At 69.7% G+C, this 16,454-nt stretch carries 13 protein-coding genes and 1 pseudogene; 7 read left to right on the forward strand and 7 right to left on the reverse strand.

What is annotated here, in order from left to right:
• Positions 1-993: 993 nt before the first annotated feature.
• Positions 994-2,220 (forward strand): PP2C family protein-serine/threonine phosphatase, encoded by a 1,227-nt coding sequence (locus tag ABZ471_RS25220; RefSeq protein WP_359069169.1) that lies wholly within the window; start codon positions 994-996, stop codon positions 2,218-2,220.
• A gap of 334 nt (positions 2,221-2,554) precedes the next feature.
• Here the strand turns inward: ABZ471_RS25220 and ABZ471_RS25225 are convergent, their stop codons facing one another.
• On the reverse strand, positions 2,555-3,685 hold the full coding sequence (locus ABZ471_RS25225; protein WP_359069171.1) for a sulfite oxidase: 1,131 nt from the start codon (positions 3,683-3,685) through the stop codon (positions 2,555-2,557).
• A 578-nt stretch (positions 3,686-4,263) separates the two neighbouring features.
• Here ABZ471_RS25225 and ABZ471_RS25230 point away from each other — a divergent pair.
• Genes ABZ471_RS25230 through ABZ471_RS25240 form a run of 3 tightly spaced genes read left to right on the forward strand, consistent with a single transcriptional unit; the run spans position 4,264 to position 7,070 of the window.
• The gene (locus ABZ471_RS25230) at positions 4,264-4,473 is read left to right on the forward strand and encodes a ferredoxin (RefSeq protein WP_359069246.1); all 210 of its coding nucleotides are present in this window, start codon (positions 4,264-4,266) and stop codon (positions 4,471-4,473) included.
• Entirely contained in the window at positions 4,463-5,830 is a 1,368-nt protein-coding gene (locus tag ABZ471_RS25235; protein ID WP_359069172.1) for an FAD-dependent oxidoreductase, read from the forward strand. Before ABZ471_RS25230 ends, ABZ471_RS25235 begins: the two co-directional genes overlap by 11 nt.
• A gap of 34 nt (positions 5,831-5,864) precedes the next feature.
• A complete protein-coding gene (locus ABZ471_RS25240) occupies positions 5,865-7,070 on the forward strand; it encodes a cytochrome P450 (protein WP_359069174.1) in 1,206 nt (401 codons plus the stop codon).
• Between the two features lie 163 nt (positions 7,071-7,233).
• Here the strand turns inward: ABZ471_RS25240 and ABZ471_RS25245 are convergent, their stop codons facing one another.
• The gene (locus ABZ471_RS25245; RefSeq protein ID WP_359069175.1) at positions 7,234-7,410 is read right to left on the reverse strand and encodes a hypothetical protein; all 177 of its coding nucleotides are present in this window, start codon (positions 7,408-7,410) and stop codon (positions 7,234-7,236) included.
• Between the two features lie 582 nt (positions 7,411-7,992).
• Here ABZ471_RS25245 and ABZ471_RS25250 point away from each other — a divergent pair.
• The 3 genes and pseudogenes from ABZ471_RS25250 to ABZ471_RS25260 form a co-directional block, all read left to right on the forward strand.
• Positions 7,993-10,065: a hypothetical protein gene (locus ABZ471_RS25250; RefSeq protein WP_359069176.1), complete on the forward strand. Its 2,073-nt coding sequence runs from the start codon at positions 7,993-7,995 to the stop codon at positions 10,063-10,065.
• Positions 10,066-10,105: 40 nt separating this feature from the next.
• On the forward strand, positions 10,106-10,396 hold the full coding sequence (locus ABZ471_RS25255; RefSeq protein WP_359069177.1) for a hypothetical protein: 291 nt from the start codon (positions 10,106-10,108) through the stop codon (positions 10,394-10,396).
• 223 nt (positions 10,397-10,619) lie between these two features.
• Positions 10,620-10,745: pseudogene (locus ABZ471_RS25260) on the forward strand (IS5/IS1182 family transposase); the annotation flags it as partial.
• Between the two features lie 126 nt (positions 10,746-10,871).
• Here ABZ471_RS25260 and zwf read toward each other — a convergent pair.
• The 5 genes from zwf to tkt are packed head-to-tail and all read right to left on the reverse strand — an operon-like array spanning position 10,872 to position 16,451.
• The gene (gene zwf, locus ABZ471_RS25265) at positions 10,872-12,281 is read right to left on the reverse strand and encodes a glucose-6-phosphate dehydrogenase (protein ID WP_359069178.1); all 1,410 of its coding nucleotides are present in this window, start codon (positions 12,279-12,281) and stop codon (positions 10,872-10,874) included.
• A 10-nt stretch (positions 12,282-12,291) separates the two neighbouring features.
• Positions 12,292-13,026 carry a 6-phosphogluconolactonase gene (locus tag ABZ471_RS25270; protein WP_359069180.1) on the reverse strand — a complete coding sequence of 245 codons (735 nt, stop codon included), beginning with the start codon at positions 13,024-13,026 and terminating at the stop codon, positions 12,292-12,294.
• Between the two features lie 5 nt (positions 13,027-13,031).
• A complete protein-coding gene (gene gnd, locus ABZ471_RS25275; protein ID WP_359069248.1) occupies positions 13,032-14,045 on the reverse strand; it encodes a phosphogluconate dehydrogenase (NAD(+)-dependent, decarboxylating) in 1,014 nt (337 codons plus the stop codon).
• Between the two features lie 28 nt (positions 14,046-14,073).
• Positions 14,074-14,388, reverse strand: a complete 315-nt coding sequence (locus ABZ471_RS25280; RefSeq protein WP_359069181.1) for a hypothetical protein — start codon at positions 14,386-14,388, stop codon at positions 14,074-14,076.
• Positions 14,385-16,451: a transketolase gene (tkt, locus tag ABZ471_RS25285; protein ID WP_359069183.1), complete on the reverse strand. Its 2,067-nt coding sequence runs from the start codon at positions 16,449-16,451 to the stop codon at positions 14,385-14,387. Before tkt ends, ABZ471_RS25280 begins: the two co-directional genes overlap by 4 nt.
• Positions 16,452-16,454 lie beyond the last annotated feature (3 nt).

The raw sequence follows: 16,454 nt of genomic DNA on the forward strand, positions 1-16,454 counted from the left end.
ACGGAACAGGGACGTCACCGGGCTATCGGCGGAGGCCGGGTGAGCTGCCGCTGCAGGCCCACCGGATGGCGAGCCCTGCCGGACGCGGCGCTGCCGCCAGGACGACCCGGACGCCGGGGGACGCTCTCGTACAAGATGCAGCACACATGGCGCTACCCCGCCGTGTCCCCTCCTTGTCCGCCCTTCGCATCCAGCCGTTCAGGACGGCGCACGGGCAGGCCGTCCCGATCCGGCGTCGCGTGGCCGTTCCACCAGGCAACGCCCGGGACTTCGAACCGGTCGGGCCCCAGCCACCCGCACGCGGTCGCTACATCCACCACTGTCTCCGTTCACGCGGCTCTCATGACGCGGCCTCCGGTGACTCGGTCCCACTCCGGGCCCGTCGCAGTGGTGGGTGTACGGGGGACGGGTCACCCGGCTGCCCGAGGGCGGGACAGGCGCACTTCCTCGAGGTCGAGTTGCCTCTGTACGTGCCTCAGCACGGTGCCGCCCATCGCGCGTCCGTCACGCAGACGGAGTACGGCGGCGCCTTTACGGGCGAGCAGGGACCGGCGCAGCGCGGTACCACCTGCGGCCCAGCAGTCGGTCACCGAAGAGGAGCTTGTGCATGGCCCCCGCTCCTTCAGCCCGCCGCCGTGGCCGAGCTGCGAGCCGGGCCTGATGCTGCTCGTGCCACAGCAGCCCCAGCTCAGTGATGAGTTCACCGATCATATCCGGCGACCACTCCGTGACCCGGTACTCCGCCACGATCGGCTTTCGCGCCGGCCACCGGCCATGCACAGTTCAACGAGCTACCAGAGCCCCGAGCCACGGCCAGCCGCGCACGAGGTCGTCGGGCGAGGCGTTGCCCGGGCAAGGAGGTCCGACAGTGCATACGCCGTGGGGTGACATGCCGCGCATGGCGTAATGAGCCGCCCCGGTGGCTTGAGCAGGTCACGTTGTGCCAAGGCAGCGACAGGCGTAGGTGGCGGGAGGGTGGTGGCGGAACGGGCCATGGGCGAGAAGAGTGTGGAGCAGCCGGAGGGTTTCGGTGAGCGGCTGCTCGGCTTGCTGCTGGACAGGGCGCAGCAGATGCCGCCGCAGCTGATCGCCCCGCTGATCGCGGAGGAGGTGGCCAGGATCGGCGGCCGTGACGTCTCCATCCTGCTCCAGGACTACGCGCAGGAGCTGCTGGTGCCGCTACCGGGCAGGAAACTGCACGTCAGCCAGCCTCAGCCGGTGGCCGACTCCCCCGCCGGCCGGGCCTTCCTGCGGGCGCAGATCGTCGAGGTACCGCAGGCCGACGTCGGCGTCCGGATGTATCTGCCGCTGCTGGACGGCAGCGATCAGGTGGGTGTGATGGCTCTGACCCTGGATACCGTCGGCGACGACGACCGGCGCCTGCTGCGCCGGCTGGCCGGCCTGGTCGCCGACATGCTGATCACCAAGAACGCCTACACCGACCAGTTCTTCCTGGCCCGGCGCAGGGAGCCGATGAGCGTGTCCGCGGAGATCCAGTGGAGCCTGCTGCCGCCTCTCACGATGTCCTTGCCGCAGGTCGTCGTTGCCGGCAATCTGGAGCCCGCCTACCGTGTCGCCGGTGACAGCTTCGATTACGCCCTCAACGACAACGTACTGCACATGGCCCTGATCGATGCGATGGGCCATGGCTTGGACGCTGCCGTCATGGCGACCGTCGCCATCGGTGCCTACCGTCATGCCCGGCGCGTGTTCATCAGCCTGGCCGAGAAGTACGTCTTCATGGACGACGCCATCTCCCAGCAGTTCGGGCCCGACCACTTCGTCACGGCACAGTTGATGCACCTGAACATCGCCACCGGGGAGATGGAGCTGGTCAACGCGGGCCACCCCGCGCCGCTGCTGATCCGCGAGGGCCGGGTCGTGCGGCAGCTGGAGAGCGCGACAACGCTGCCCGTCGGCTTCGGTGGTGAACTGCCCCGGGTCAAAGAACACACGCTCCAGCAGGGCGACCGAGTGCTGTGCTACACCGACGGCATCATCGAAGAACACGTCGCCGGTGGGGAGCCATTCGGCGAGGAACGCCTCATCGCCTGCGTCAACCGCCTCGGGGAAGCGCCGTCAGAAGGGATGCGGGCGGACCTGCGCCGGCTCTCCCACACGTTGAAGAGGGAACGAGGCGGGCGCACCAGCGACGATGCCACCCTCTTCATGATCGAGTGGCGCGGTGGCGCCGCCGATCACCTCGCAGTTCTCGACTGAACATCTCGACGTCGACCGCGCCCGTACAGCCCGACGCGAAGGACAGGCCGGCCCGCAGGCTGATGGTTCTCATCGACATTGCCGCGTCATCCGCTCGCCGAGTGCCGCCCACAAGCGAGGACATGCGATCGCTCTCACTACACGCAACGCCTGCCGATCGGGCGGGCCGGCTCTCCTCTTAAGCCGCGACCCATGCCAGACAGACAGGACATCTCCAAGCTGACACAGGTCGGGCGGGCTGTCCGAGCCTGCGGTGCAAGCGGGTGTCGGTCGCCAGCCGAACGGTCGAACCAGTGCGGTGGGCAATCCCCCTGGCTCGCCGGTGCTCCGGCTGTCACGCGGTGTCGGCGGGGTCCGGGCAGAACACCGGAACGCGCTGGACGAGGTTGTTGGCAAAGCCGCCCCGGTTCCAGGGCTGTTCCAGCGGCTGGGTGTTCCCCGCCTCGTCCGTGGCGCGGGCGCTGAGCACGTGGTCGCCGGGGACGGCGAACCACCTGCGGGACCACCGGCGCCAGGACCACCGGTGTCCGTGATCCCGTTCGAGCTCGGCAGGGTGCCAGGTCGCCCCGCCGTCCGTACTGACGTCCACCGACGTCACCGGAGCGCGTCCCGACCACGCCCGTCCTTCGAGGAGGACCGGGCCCGGCGGGACCACCCGCGTGCGGGACATGAAGTCGGGGAAGCCAGGCGGTATCAGGAGGGCTCGAGGAGCGATACACGTGACCGGCTCACCCGCCTCCGCCGACTCCCGTCTGATCCGGTAGGCGACGGACTGCTGGAAGCCGGTGAAAGGAGTGTCGGTGACGGTGATGCCGCACAGCCACTTCACCTGGGCCATCCCGTACCAGCCGGGCACCACCAGGCGCAGTGGCCGGCCGTGCTGGGGTGGCAGGGGTGCGCCGTTCATGGCGTAGGCCACGAGCACCTCGGGGTCCTCGCACGTGGCGACGTCGAGGGGGAGGCTGCGCTGGTAGTCCTGCTCGACACCGCGCTCCACGCCGTGATCGGCGCCGGTGAACACGACGTCGACGGCGTCGGATGCGACACCGGCCTCGTCGAGGAGCAGGCGCAGGGGCACTCCGGTCCACTCCGCCGTACCCACCGCTTCGACCAGCCACGGCTGGCTCACCGGCCGCGGTGACAGCAGGGCCCTGCCGTTGCCGGCGCACTCCAGGGTCACGCGTGTGGTGACCGCTGGGTAGGTGCGCAGCTGCGCGGTCGAGAGTGTCAGCACATGCTGCACGCGTCCGCTCACGTTGAGCTGCCAGGCGGCTTCGTCCATCACGTGGGGGATGTCGTAGTGCGTCAGGACGTAGTGCAGGCCCGGAGGGGTCACGTCGTAGCGCATGGCTTCCAACGGCAGACCGTGGTTCCGGGTGGCCAGCGCCAGTTCGTCCTGCCCGAGGCCCTCGCCTGCCGCGGCCAGCCAGGCGGGAGCGCTCACGCCGGTGAGTCGCCGCCCCATGGTCTGATTATTCGCTTACGACGCCGCTCGTGCATCGGCACGGGGACGGCGCAGTGCGTCTCGCTCGGAGCCGCTCGAGCGTCTCCCCTCGCGGTCGTGTCAGTCTCGTCCGGGTGGGACGTTCCTCCATGGCCGTTCGGTCGAGCGCGACCTGGCCAGGGGTGCCTTCGGCGCACGACGGTAGGTCGGCGCAGTTGACGAACAGGGCGGCGTGTGCGTGGAAGCGACAAGCTTGGCTCGCCCGACCACGCGAGACCGACCAAGCCACCCGCCTCGCAACAGCCCAGCTCAATGCCCGAGATCACCCTCTCCTCACGGCATGGACCCACCCATCATGGGATCCGCAATCACCGCTGAGGTGCACGTGCCCGGCTGATCACCACTGGGCATCTCAGCCGCGCCCAAACCGGCAGCGATCGAGGATCACCGTATCTGAGCCGATAGGAGCCGTCTCAGTGTGTGGTCAGTGGACCAGCCACTGAGACGCGGCTTCAGGCGGCCGCAGCCCAGCGCGCGCCCGGACCTCTCCGGGACTAGAAAGGAAGGAGAAGCCGGTGTGCCGGAGGGAGTGACCAGTGATGCAGATCCTGGTGGACCTCGCCCGTTGCCAGGGCTATGCGCAGTGCGTGTTCCATGCGCCGGAGATGTTCGAGCTGCATGGCGAGGAGGCACTGCTGTACCACCCGGCTGTTCCCGACGAACAGCGCGAACGCGTGCTCCAGGCCGCGGCGGCATGTCCGGTCCAGGCCATCCTGCTGGGTGAGGGGGTGAGTCCTGGTGCCCGGTGACCTTCGAGAGGGCCGGATCGTCGTCGTCGGCGCCTCGCTGGCCGGCTTGCGGGCTGCCGAGAAGCTGCGTGAGGAGGGCTTCACCGGTTCCCTGACCGTCGTCGGGGACGAGCCCCACCCGCCGTACGACCGCCCGCCCCTGTCCAAGCAGGTGCTGTTCGGCAAGGTCCCGGCGGACGCCACCGTGCTGCCGATGCGCCGGGATCCGGAGGCCGAGTGGCGACTGGGCGTACGCGCCACCGGACTTGACATGGCCGGGAAGCGGGTGCTGCTGGCCGACGGGGAGTCGCTGCCCTACGACCAAGTGCTGATCACCACCGGGACGCGGGCGCGGCCCTGGCCGAATGCACAGGAGGCGGCCCTGGACGGAGTTTTCACTCTGCGCACGAGCGACGACGCACGGCTCCTGGCCGAGCGGCTGGCTTCCGGTCCGCGCCGGGTGCTGGTGATCGGCGCGGGCTTCACCGGCTCGGAGATCGCCTCGGCCTGCAGGGAGCGCGGTCTGGAGGTCACAGTCACCGAACGCGGCCCCGCACCGCTGGTGGGCGCACTCGGCGGGACGCTGGCGAAGCTCGCCGCCGCCATGCAGCGCAACCACGGCGTGGACCTGCGCTGCGGGGTCACGGTCACCGCGCTGCGCGGCAACGGGCACTTCACCGGCGCGGACCTCTCCGACGGCAGCCGGGTCGACGCGGACGTGTGCATCGTGGCCATGGGCGCGGTCCGCAACGTCGAGTGGCTGGCGGAGTCCGGACTGGCCGCCGGTCCTCGCGGGGTCGCCTGCGACGCCGGGTGCCGGGCCTTCACCATGTACGGGCTGGTCACCGACAGCGTCTTCGTGGCCGGTGACGTCTCACGCTTCCCGCACCCGCTGTTCGACTACCAGCTGCTGTCGCTCGAACACTGGCGCAATGCGGTGGAGCAGGCCGAGGTGGCCGCCCACAACATGGTCAGTCCGGAACCACTGCGGCGCCCGCACCTCGCCGTCCCGACGTTCTGGTCGAGCCAGTTCGGTCTCAATATCAAGTCCGTGGGCGTCCCCACCTTCTCCGACCAGGTGGTCATCGCCCAGGGCTCGCTGGAGGCCCGCCGCCTTGCGGTGGTCTACGGCTACCGCGGCCGCGTGACCGCCGCGGTCACCGTCGACATGGCCAAGTCGCTGGAGTACTACCAGGACCTGATCGAGACCGCCGCTCCGTTCCCGCCCGTGGCCGGTGCCTCCGACCGTCCGCCGGCGGCCGAGGTCCCGATCCCTTCCGATGTGCCGGATCCGAGCGTGCTCTCCCACGGCCCCACCGTCGCGCTCACCGGTCACCTGCCGGACCGCCGACTGGCCATGATGCGGCCCAGCGGGTGACCCATCGTCCCGCCCGTCCACAAGGAGCCCAGCCATGACCGCCGACACGCTGCTGCAGCGGATCACCGACTACGCCAACCGCCCCAACCCCTGGCCGCTGTACGCGGAACTCCGGGAGGCCGGTCCCGTGGTGCCGCAGCAGGACGGCAGCTACCTGGTCGGCACCTACCACGAGATCGTCGCCCTCCTGCACAACCCGCGGATCAGCGTGGACCCCCGCAACCTCAGCACCCCGGCGACCGAGCCGTCGGAGGAGACGCGGAGACTGCCGTTCCTGCGGCTCGACGATCCGGAGCACCAACGGCTGCGCACGCTCACCATGCGGCCGTTCGGCCCGCCGCACAGCCCAGGCCGGATCGACGCGATGCGCGGCGAGATCGCCCGGATCACCGAGGAGCTGATCGAGTCGATCCGAGACCGCGAACAGGTCGACATCGTGGACGACTTCGCCTACCCCCTGCCCGTCTCCGTCATCTGTCGGCTGCTCGGCGTCCCGCGCGAGGACGAGCCGATGTTCCGGGAATGGACCGACGTCCTCGTCGCGGGTGCCGACATCGGATCCGGCGAGGACACCGCGCAGCGGCAGAAGGCGGCCGTCCAGGCCCAGCAGGAGATGGGCGGGTACCTGCTGGGCCTGGCTCAGCAGCGTCATGGCCGTCCGACGGACGACCTGCTCTCCGCCCTCATCAACGAACCGGACCCCGCCCTGCGACTGGCCCTCGACGAACTGGCCGAGACGGCCATACTCCTGCTCATAGCCGGACACGAGACCACCGTCAATCTGATCACCAACGGCGTCCTCACGCTGCTGCGCCAGCCCGACCAGCTGGAGCGGCTGCGCAGCGATCCCGGCCTGCTGCCACGGGCGGTGGAGGAACTCCTGCGCTACGAGCCTCCGGTCCACATGCGGGAGCGCATCCCCCTCGCCGACGTGGACGTCGCGGGCACCACCCTGCCCAAGGGCGCGTCCGTGATCGTTGCGCTGGCGTCGGGCAGCCGTGACCCCAAGCGCTTCCACGAACCGGACCGGTTCGACCCCACCCGCCCGGACAACGAGCATCTCGGTTTCTGCAGCGGTGTCCACATCTGCTTCGGGGCACCGCTCGCCCGCATCGAGGCCCAGACCGCACTCGGCGCGCTGATCCCCCGCCTCGGCGCCGCGTCCCTGGTGCAGGACCCTCCGCTCTACCGGACCAACGCCATGCTCCGCGGACCCCGCCACCTCCCCGTCGCGTTCTGAACCGGCGTCTGCGCGCCAGGCGCTCGTAGGCTGCGCCTGTATCGCAGCAGCGGTCCCTGGCGGGGAGGTGCTTCCGGTGCTGCCGTGCAGAAGCCGCCGGGTCCGTCGGTGTTTCCGCGGCGCGGGGATCTACGGGAACCTCGGGTCGGGCGAATGCTGTGCGCTATTCCTGTGTCGCCGCCCGGTCCTCCTCGACGGGCAGGCCCACCGGGCGGCGGCCCGGCGGCTGTTGCGGCTCGGGGCGCACAGGTGCGGGCGGGATCCGGCGGTCCACCGGGGTGTCTGCGGTCAGGGTCGTCGGCTCTCCGTGACGCAGCACGACCAGCGGTTCGCCGTCCACCAGGCGGTAGGGCTCACCTGGCTCCCAGCGAGGCGTGCCATGGCTTCGGCGACCCTGACCAGGTTGCCGAGGATGAGGCGGATCCCTGCCTTGGAGGGCTTCCGGCCGACCGGCACCCGTGCCACTCGTACGGCGGACCGAAGGCGTCGGCCTCTTGAGCTTCACGGCCAGGAGTAGCGCGGCCCGCCGCGCAGACCCCACGCAGGCGCCCATGCCGACGCGGGGCAGAGCCAGGTGGCGAGCACCAGGACAGGTACGCGCCCGGGGCGCGGCTGGGCACTGCCGGCCCAGCCACTTACAGACCGGTTTGCTCCCGACCGCGCCACCGTTTACACCCCTGCAGGGACGGCCGGTTCAGTACACGACGCGGCCCGGCCACCGGGCACGCATGGCGTGATCGCTTGCACGGACCGCTGCGGAACGATCTCGGCGCAACCCGCCGGGTCCGCTGTGCCGGTGCCGGAGCACCGTTCGGTGGTCCGTCCGGGTGGCTCACCGCGACCCGCCATGCCACTCCGTGCAACAGTGCGAATGCGGACTATTCGAGTGCCGGGTGGAGCGACGCGGAACGGAGGACCCGGGATGCTCAAGGAAAGCGAGCCCGCAGAGGGCACCGCTGCGGGAATGCTGACGGCGGACGAGGCGGCGCGAGTGGAGCAGCTGCGGGCCCGGCTGGGGCTGGTGGCCGGGGCGGCGGAGAGCAAGTACCTGCGCGGGCTGCGGCGCGGTGACAAGACCGGTGTGCTGATCGGCGCGGCGTACCACGCCGCTGACCGGCACCGGCAGGGCCAGAGCCTGACCGAGCTGGAACAGGGCCTGGTGGGCGTGCTCCGGACGATGATGTCGCAGGCAGAGATGCACGCGGCGGGGCAGGTCTACCGGGAGGCAGTGGCCACGCTCGGGAGGCTGCAGACAGTCCCGCAGTGGGTGACGGAACTCCCGGTGTCGCAAGGGATCCATGCAGAGGACTTCATGGCGCACCTGCCGGAGGTGGGCGCAGAGGCCCACACGATGCCGAACGTGTCGCTGGCGAGCGTGGACGCGCTGGCGGCCGGCGAGCCGGTCGACAGCAAGACGTTCGTCGAGGCGGTCTCCGAGGTCGGGTTCGGTGCGACCGTGTACGACACCGCACCCCCGGCACCCGGCCAGCCGACTCAGCACGGCGTATTCCGCGCCGAGGTGGAGCTGGACAAGTTCTGTGTGCGGCGAGTGGTCGGCGACGGGCTCAGCGGCCGGAACGACGTCTACTGGACGGTCGCGTCCTCCTCGGACAGACAGGGCGGCAGCCCGTTCAAGTCGCAGGAGTTCGACGCGGTCGAGCACGGCCAGACCCGCACCTTCGCTCAGGATCCGGCCCACCGACTGGTCTTCAATGGGGACGCCGACCAGCACCTGCTGTTCTCCATCACCACCTGGGAGGCGGACCACAGCAACAGCAGGTGCTACGACGCCCTGTTCCGGGGACTGCAGCAGGCAATCGAAGTCCTCGAGTCGATGCCCTCCTTCGGCTTCCCCATGAACTACCTGCCCAACTGGGTGGGCGCCGCCTACGAAACCGTGAAGTTCTTCACGGAGTTCCACGAGCACTTCCGCCGCCACGACGACCAGTCGTGCACCCGGGTGATCGCCCTCACCCGCAGTGCGATCACCACCCTCTACCACCGCGGCACCGACACCTGGGAGTTCAACGGCGACGGCTGGCACTCCCTGACCATCAACTACACCGGCGAACGCCCGCCCACCCTGACCGGCGCAGTGGAATACACCGTGTTCAGCGGCACCGATGTCGACACCAAAGACCTTGACGAGGCCAACGACTGGACCGAGCCGGTCCCCCTCGGCTGGCTCAGCAACACACCGGCCGCCCTCGCCTCCCACGCGGGCGCCCTGCATGCCATGTTCACCCGCCCGGACAACGACGCGGTCCTGTACAGCGTCTGCAGGAACGGCACTTGGTCCACCCCCGTCCACGTACGCGACTGGGTCACCAAGTCCCAGTCGGCCATCACCGTGTTCAACGGCACCCTGGTCTCCAGCCACATCGGCACCGACCAGAGCATCTACGTCAGCCGCCTGGTCAACGGCACATGGGAACCAACTCGGAGCCCGGTTCCCAAGGCCGTCCACGGCCTGTCGATGGCCTGCGCCCACGACCGCCTGTACCTGGGATTCGTCCCGCTGAACCCGGCGTGGGAGGACTGTCCCTGCACCGTCTCCGCCGACGCGAACTTCAGGTGGACGTTCCTTCACGGGCCCATCTTGGGCGAGGGGATCCCGGACTCCAAGACCAACCACCCGGTGAGCCTGGCCAACTACAACGGCGCACTCGCCGCAGCCTTCACCCACACCGGCTGGGAAGACAGAGTGTGGGTCGGACAGCGACCGACCAAGGACCCCGAGTACGACACGATCGAGCACAACGACGGAGCCGCAGCCGGCCACGGCCCGACCCTCGTCACCGGACCCGGCCCCGACAAGCTGTTCGTCCTCGGCCGCAGCCGCCAGAACCAGCGCCGGCCACTGATCAGACAGCGACACCTGGAAGGATCGACCTGGCGCCAGGTCGGCCGCATCACGGTCCCCGGCATCCTCGAAGGCGAGTTCAGCGGCGTCTGGCACGACGGCAAACTCCTGGTCATGTACCGCCACCCGTAGCCCACTCACCGACCACCCCACCACCGACACACCACCCTCGATGAAGGCGGCCGAAGGCGCCGCCACGGCCGGCGGTGAAGTGCCATGGACCGTCCACGCAAACGCGGGATCGGCGCGCACCAGTCCCGCGACGTGTCCGACACGCTCGGCCCACTCCTGCTCGTCGCAGTCACCGCCCGCGAACATCGGCGACCGGGACGCAGTAGGTCTGCCGACCCGGCTGCGCCGCCTGCACCATGACATCACCTTCCTCTGGGCCAACGGCGGCTACACCGGCCCCCTCGTCGACTGGCCCCGCTGCCTGCGCCCGAGCTGCCACCTGTGCCGCTGAAGGCGTCGGGCGGGACGATACGACGGAGCGGCCGTAGGGATCCAGGAGGCGTCCGAGCAACTTGTCCTGGCGCAGGGTGATGACGCGGTCGACGATGTCGAGGCTCGGGTGAGCGGAGGCCGGCTGGGTTTCCAGGCGCAGTACGTCACTGACCGAGTGCAGGCCGGCCTGGAGGATGAGGTTGTGGGGGCCGCCGACGGCGGCGCAGACCACCAAGGGCCACCCGGTCGACCGTGTACGCCTGAGCAGCAAGCGCCAAGTCCTCGTCTACGGGCAGGGCACCTCGCTCCCGGTGTCGCTGACCGGCGGAAACCGCAACGACGTCACCCAGCGGCTGCTCTTGCTGGACAAGGTCCAGCTGTGGCCGGCAGGGAATTCGATCTTCCTACGGTGCTGGTCCTAGGTCCGCCGGACCCGTTTCTCACCCAGGTGGCCTGATCATCTTGCCGTTCACCAGGTCCGGGGCGCGGCTGTGTCAGTCGGGGGACCGCGCCGGCAGCCATGGTTCGTGCCATCGCGGGTATCCGGCGACGAGCCTGCTCGCTCCCGCCGGTCCCCAGGTCCCCTGCCGGTAGCTCTCCGGGGCGCCGGGCGCCTCCAGCAGTGGCTGGACGATTCGCCACGTCTCCTCCACCGAATCCTCTCGGGTGAACAGGCTCGCGTTGCCTTGCATTGCATCACTGAGCAGGCGCTCATACGGTTCGGGTGCCTCGCCCAGCTCGGCTGCGAAGAGGAGGTCGAGGTCCACCAGTTGCGTGTCCTGCTTGCCCGGCTGCTTTGACTGGATGCGGAAGTTCATGCCGGGCCTCGGATCGATCCGCAGGATCCACTGGTCGGGCTCGGGCGCGAGCCGCCCCGCGAACGCAAGCCGCGGCGGGCGCTTGAACACGATCCGGATCTCGGTCACTCGCTCGGGGAGCGACTTGCCGGCGCGGATGAAGAACGGTACCCCGGACCAGCGCCAGTTCTCGACCTCCAGCCGCAGTCCGACGAAGGTCTCGGTGCCCGAGCCCGGCCGCACGCCGGGGATCTGCAGGTATCCTTCGTACTGCCCGCGGACGTACCGGGCCGGGTCGGCGTCGGGGATCGCCCGGAACACATCCACCCGGCGGTCTCGGAGCGCGTCCGCATCGGCGGCCGACGGCGGCTCGGACGCCACCAGGGCGAGCAGCTGCAGCAGATGGTTCTGCACGACGTCACGGAGGGCGCCGACCGGGTCGTAGAAGTTGCCGCGGTCCTCGACCCCGAAGTCCTCGGCCATGGTGATCTGCACGCAGGAGATGTGGTCGCGGTTCCACACCGGCTCGAACACGGAGTTGGCGAACCGCAGGAACAGAATGTCCATCGCCGGCTCTTTGCCGAGGAAGTGGTCGATCCTCAGCAGCTGGTCCTCGTCCAGGAGCTGACGCAGCTCGGCGTTGAGGGCGCGCGCCGACGCGAGGTCGTGCCCGAACGGTTTCTCCACGACAACCCGGGCGCCCTTGGTCAGCCCGGCGCCTGCCAGGCCGCCGACCGCCCGGGCAAACAGCGACGGTGGGATCTCCAGGTAGAAGACGGGGCACCGCCTGCCGTCGACCGCCCGGGCGAGGCGATGGAACGTCTCCGGGTCGGCGTAGTCGCCCTGCACATAGCTGAGTCGGGCGGCGAACCGGGCAAAGACGCTGTCGTCGAGTGGCTCGCCCGCTGCCTTGATCGCCGTGCGGGCGTGGTCACGCAGCGCGTCGTCGGACCAGCCGTCGCGCGCCACTCCGACGATCGGGCAGGTCAGCAGCTTGCGCCGCTCAAGCCGATAGAGCGAGCGGAACGTCATCTTTCGCGCGAGATCCCCAGTGATCCCGAAGATGACCAGCACGTCTGCGGGAACGTTCGACGAGTTCAAGGCCATCGGATCCCCCTTACGGAGCCGGCAGGGCAATAGGGTCGGGCGTCATGGTCATGCTGGCGACCGGGCACCGGCGTGAACAGGGCCCCGGTCGGCCACCGCCGCGTCCGCGAGGACGAGCAACGCTGCCGCCTCGACCCGGCCGGCGGGAATCGACCGGTCTCCCGTAACGAGTCTGGAGAGCGGTTCGCGCTTGTCCGCTCCGGTGATGAGCCAGAGCAACTTGCCGGGCGCGAGCGAGCGCAGGACAGGTGAGTGCCATGCGCTGGTGGCTCATGCAGGGCGCCGTCAGGGCCACCAGCCGGTACGAGAGTTCGAGCAGCGGGTCACGTGGCACCAGCGAGGCGGTGTGCCCGTCCGGGCCGGGGCCCTGGTGAACGAGGTCGAAACGCTCGGGAAGCGACCGCCCGTAGGCGGCGGTCGCCGCGTGAAGGCCGGCGTCGTTCACGGGCGTCGCGATGACTTCGGCCGGGGTCGCACCGAGGCTCTCCCGCAGGTGGATGAGGTTGCGGTCCGGGTCGCCGTCGGGCGGGACCCGCTCGTCGGCCTGGAACACCGCCACATGCTTCCAGGGGACGTGCTCTTGTGCGAGCCGCGCGAACATCGCCCATGGCGTGTGCCCCCCGCTGACGGCGAACGTGAATCGGCCGTGGGCTTGTACGCAGGCCTGGGTCAGCCGCCCAACGAACGCCGCCGCAGTGCCGGCGACCGCATCGGGGTCGGCGACGACCCCGAGTTCGTGATGCACAGCCCTCAGCCCTTCTTTTCGGCGTGCCCGCCGAACTCCGAGCGCATCGCCGAGAGGATCTTGTCGGTGAACTCCCCCGACTCTCTGGACTCGAAGCGCTCGTAAAGCGAGGTGGTGATGACTGGTGCAGGGACACCTTCGTCCACCGCGGCGAGGACGGTCCAGCGGCCTTCCCCGGAGTCGGAGACCCGCCCGGCGAATCCGTCGAGGGAGGGCGAGCCGGCGAAGGCGTCGGCGATCAGGTCGACCAGCCACGAGCCGACGACCGAGCCGCGCCGCCAGACCTCGGCCACCTCGCCGACGTCGATGTCGTACTGGTAGGCCCACGGATCGCGCAGCGGCGTCGTCTCTGCGTCGACCTCCTGCCGGCTTTTGCCGGCGTCCGCGCGCTTGATGATGCTGAGTCCCTCGGCGATCGCGGCCATCATCCCGTACTCGACCCCGTTGTGGACCATCTTCACGAAGTGCCCAGCGCCGTTCGGCCCGCAGTGCAGGTACCCGAGCGGGGCGGTGCCGTCGGTCCGGGTCCGGCTCGGCGTCGGCTCGGCGCTGCCCTCGCCGGGAGCGATCGTCTTGAAGAGCGGGTCCAGATGGGCCACGACCTCATCCTCGCCGCCGATCATCAGGCAGTAGCCGCGCTCCAGCCCCCAAACCCCACCGCTGGTCCCGCAGTCGACATAGTGCAGGGACTTGCCGGCAAGACGCTCGGCGCGTGTGATGTCGTCACGGTAGTAGGAATTGCCGCCGTCGATCAGGATGTCGCCGGGCTCCAGCAACGGCTCGAGCTGGTCGAGGATGGAGTCGACAATCGCAGCCGGAAGCATGAGCCATACGGCCCGTGGCTTGTCCAGTTTCGCGACGAAGTCCCGGGGTGAGTCGGCGCCCGTCGCGCCCTCGCCGGCCAGTTCGGCGACGGCGGCCGCGTTGACGTCGGACACGACGCAACGGTGGCCGTCTCGCATCAGCCGACGCACCAGGTTCGCCCCCATCCGGCCGAGCCCGATCATCCCGAGCTGCATGGGCTTGTCTGTCGCCATGTGGCGCCTCCTAGTCCTTGAGCGTGCGGTAGTGCCGGATCAGCGCGTTCGTGGACGAGTCGTGGCCGAGTTCAGGGTCGGTCGCGCTCTCGAGCGCCGGGATGATCGCGACAGCAGGCACCTTGCCGAGTTCGACGCCCCGCTGGTCGAAGGAGTACCGACGCGACCGAGCCGACGGCGGGGTCGTGGCCGGCCTGCACCTGGCGCTCGGCGCCACACAGGAAGGCATCGGCTGCGGCCCGGTTGTGGTCTGCGAGAGCGACACCGCCACGTTCACCGGAACGCCCGAGGCGTTGGCCTCATGGAGCGCCTGGGTTACGTTCACGCCTGCTCCCTTCCGGCGGCCACGCACTCGCGGGCAACCTGGGCGACCTTCTCGGGGGTGAAGCCGAATTTGGTCAGCAGCAGCTTGAGCGGCGCCGATGCCCCGAACGTGTGCATGCCGACGACCGCGCCGCCGTCACCGACGTAACGGTCCCAGCCAAAGGTCGCCGCCTGCTCGATGGCGACCCGGGCCCTGACCCCGGGCGAGATGACCGAGTCGCGGTATTCCTTGGACTGGCGATCGAACAATTCCCAGCAGGGCATGCTGACCACGCGAGCCGCGAGGCCCTCGGCGGCGAGCTCGTCACGGGCCGCCAGCGCGAGTTGCACCTCGGACCCGGTGGCAAGCAGGATGACGTCGGGCTTGCCGTCCGCTGCGTCGACCAGGACGTAGGCTCCTCTGGCCACCCCGGATGCGGCCCCCATCTCGGAGCGGTCCAGGGTCGGCAGTGCCTGACGGGAAAGGACCAGCACCGCCGGCTCGTGCCTGAGCGCGGCGACGACCCGCCAGGTCTCGACGACCTCGTTCGCGTCGGCCGGGCGGAACACCAGCAGCCCCGGCATCGCGCGCAGCGACGCGAGCTGCTCGACTGGCTGGTGGGTCGGACCGTCCTCGCCGACCCCGATCGAGTCGTGGGTGAAGATGTGCACGACCGGGATCTCCATCAGCGCTGAAAGCCGGATCGCGGCGCGCGCGTAGTCCGAGAAGATCAGGAACCCCGACCAGTACGAACGCAGCTTGGTCAGCGCCATCCCGTTCGTGATCGCGGTGGCGGCGTGCTCGCGGATCCCGAAGTGGAGGTTGCGCCCCGAGCGGTCATCGGCCTGGAAGTCGCCGGCTCCGGAGAACGTGAGGTGGGTCTTGGTCGACGGCGAAAGGTCCGCCGACCCGCCGACCAGCCACGGCACCGCTTGGGCAAGGGCGTTGAGCACCTGCCCGCTGGAGTCACGGCTGGCGACGCCCTTGGGGTCGGCCGCGAAGGTCGGCAGCGCCGACTCCCAGCCCGCCGGCAGTTCGCGCCGCTGGATGCGCCCCAATTCGTCTGCCAGCTCGGGATGGGAGGTTCGGTAGGCCTCGAATCGAGCCTCCCAGCTCGTCCGGGCTTCGCGCCCGCGCGCGCCGACGCCTGCGGCGAAGTGCTCGTAGACGCCGCCGGGAACGAAGAAGTCCTTGTCTTCCGGCATCCCGAGGAACCGCTTGGCCGACTTGACGCCCTCCACGCCGAACGGCGCGCCGTGCGCCTTCGGGGTGTCCTCGACCGGTGACCCGTAGCCGATGTGGCTGTGCACCACGATGAGCGTCGGGCGCTCCTTCTCGGACGTGAAGGTGTGCAGCGCGCGGGCCACCGCGTCGAGGTCGTTGGCGTCGGCCACGGTGGTGACGTTCCAGCCGTAGCCGATGAACCGGGCCGCGACATCCTCGGTGAACGCGATGTCGGTGTGGCCCTCGATCGTCACCCGGTTGGAGTCGTAGATCCAGCAGAGGTTCGACAGCCGCTGGTGGGCCGCGAGCGAGGCAGCCTCCGAGGAGATCCCCTCCATCATGCAGCCGTCGCCGGCCATCGCGTACACGTCGAAGTCGAAGAGGGTGAAGTCCTCGCGGTTGTACCGTGCGGCGAGCCACTGCCCGGCGATCGCCATCCCGACAGAGGTCGCAACGCCCTGGCCGAGCGGGCCGGTCGTGGTCTCCACGCCGCTGGTCCACCGGTACTCCGGGTGCCCGGGACAACGCGAGCCGAGCTGGCGGAACGTCCTGAGGTCGTCGAGGCTCACGGCGGGTCGGCCGAGGATCTCATAGTCGGGGTCGACAGCCTGCACGCCGGTGAGGTGGAGCAGCGACCAGAGCAACGCGGAGGCGTGTCCTTCCGACAGCACGAAGCGATCGCGGTTGGGCCAGATCGGGTCGGCTGGGTCGAAGCGCAAGAAGCGCTGCCAGAGCGTGTACGCGACCGGCGCGATTCCCATCGGCGTTCCCGGATGGCCGGAGTCGGCCGCCTGGATGGCGTCCATGCACAGAGTGCGGATCGTGTTGACGGAAAGTGTTTCCAGGTCATTGCTGCTCAATGC

It is taken from the genome of Streptomyces sp. NPDC005728 (genome assembly GCF_040630895.1).
GTDB lineage: Bacteria > Actinomycetota > Actinomycetes > Streptomycetales > Streptomycetaceae > Streptomyces.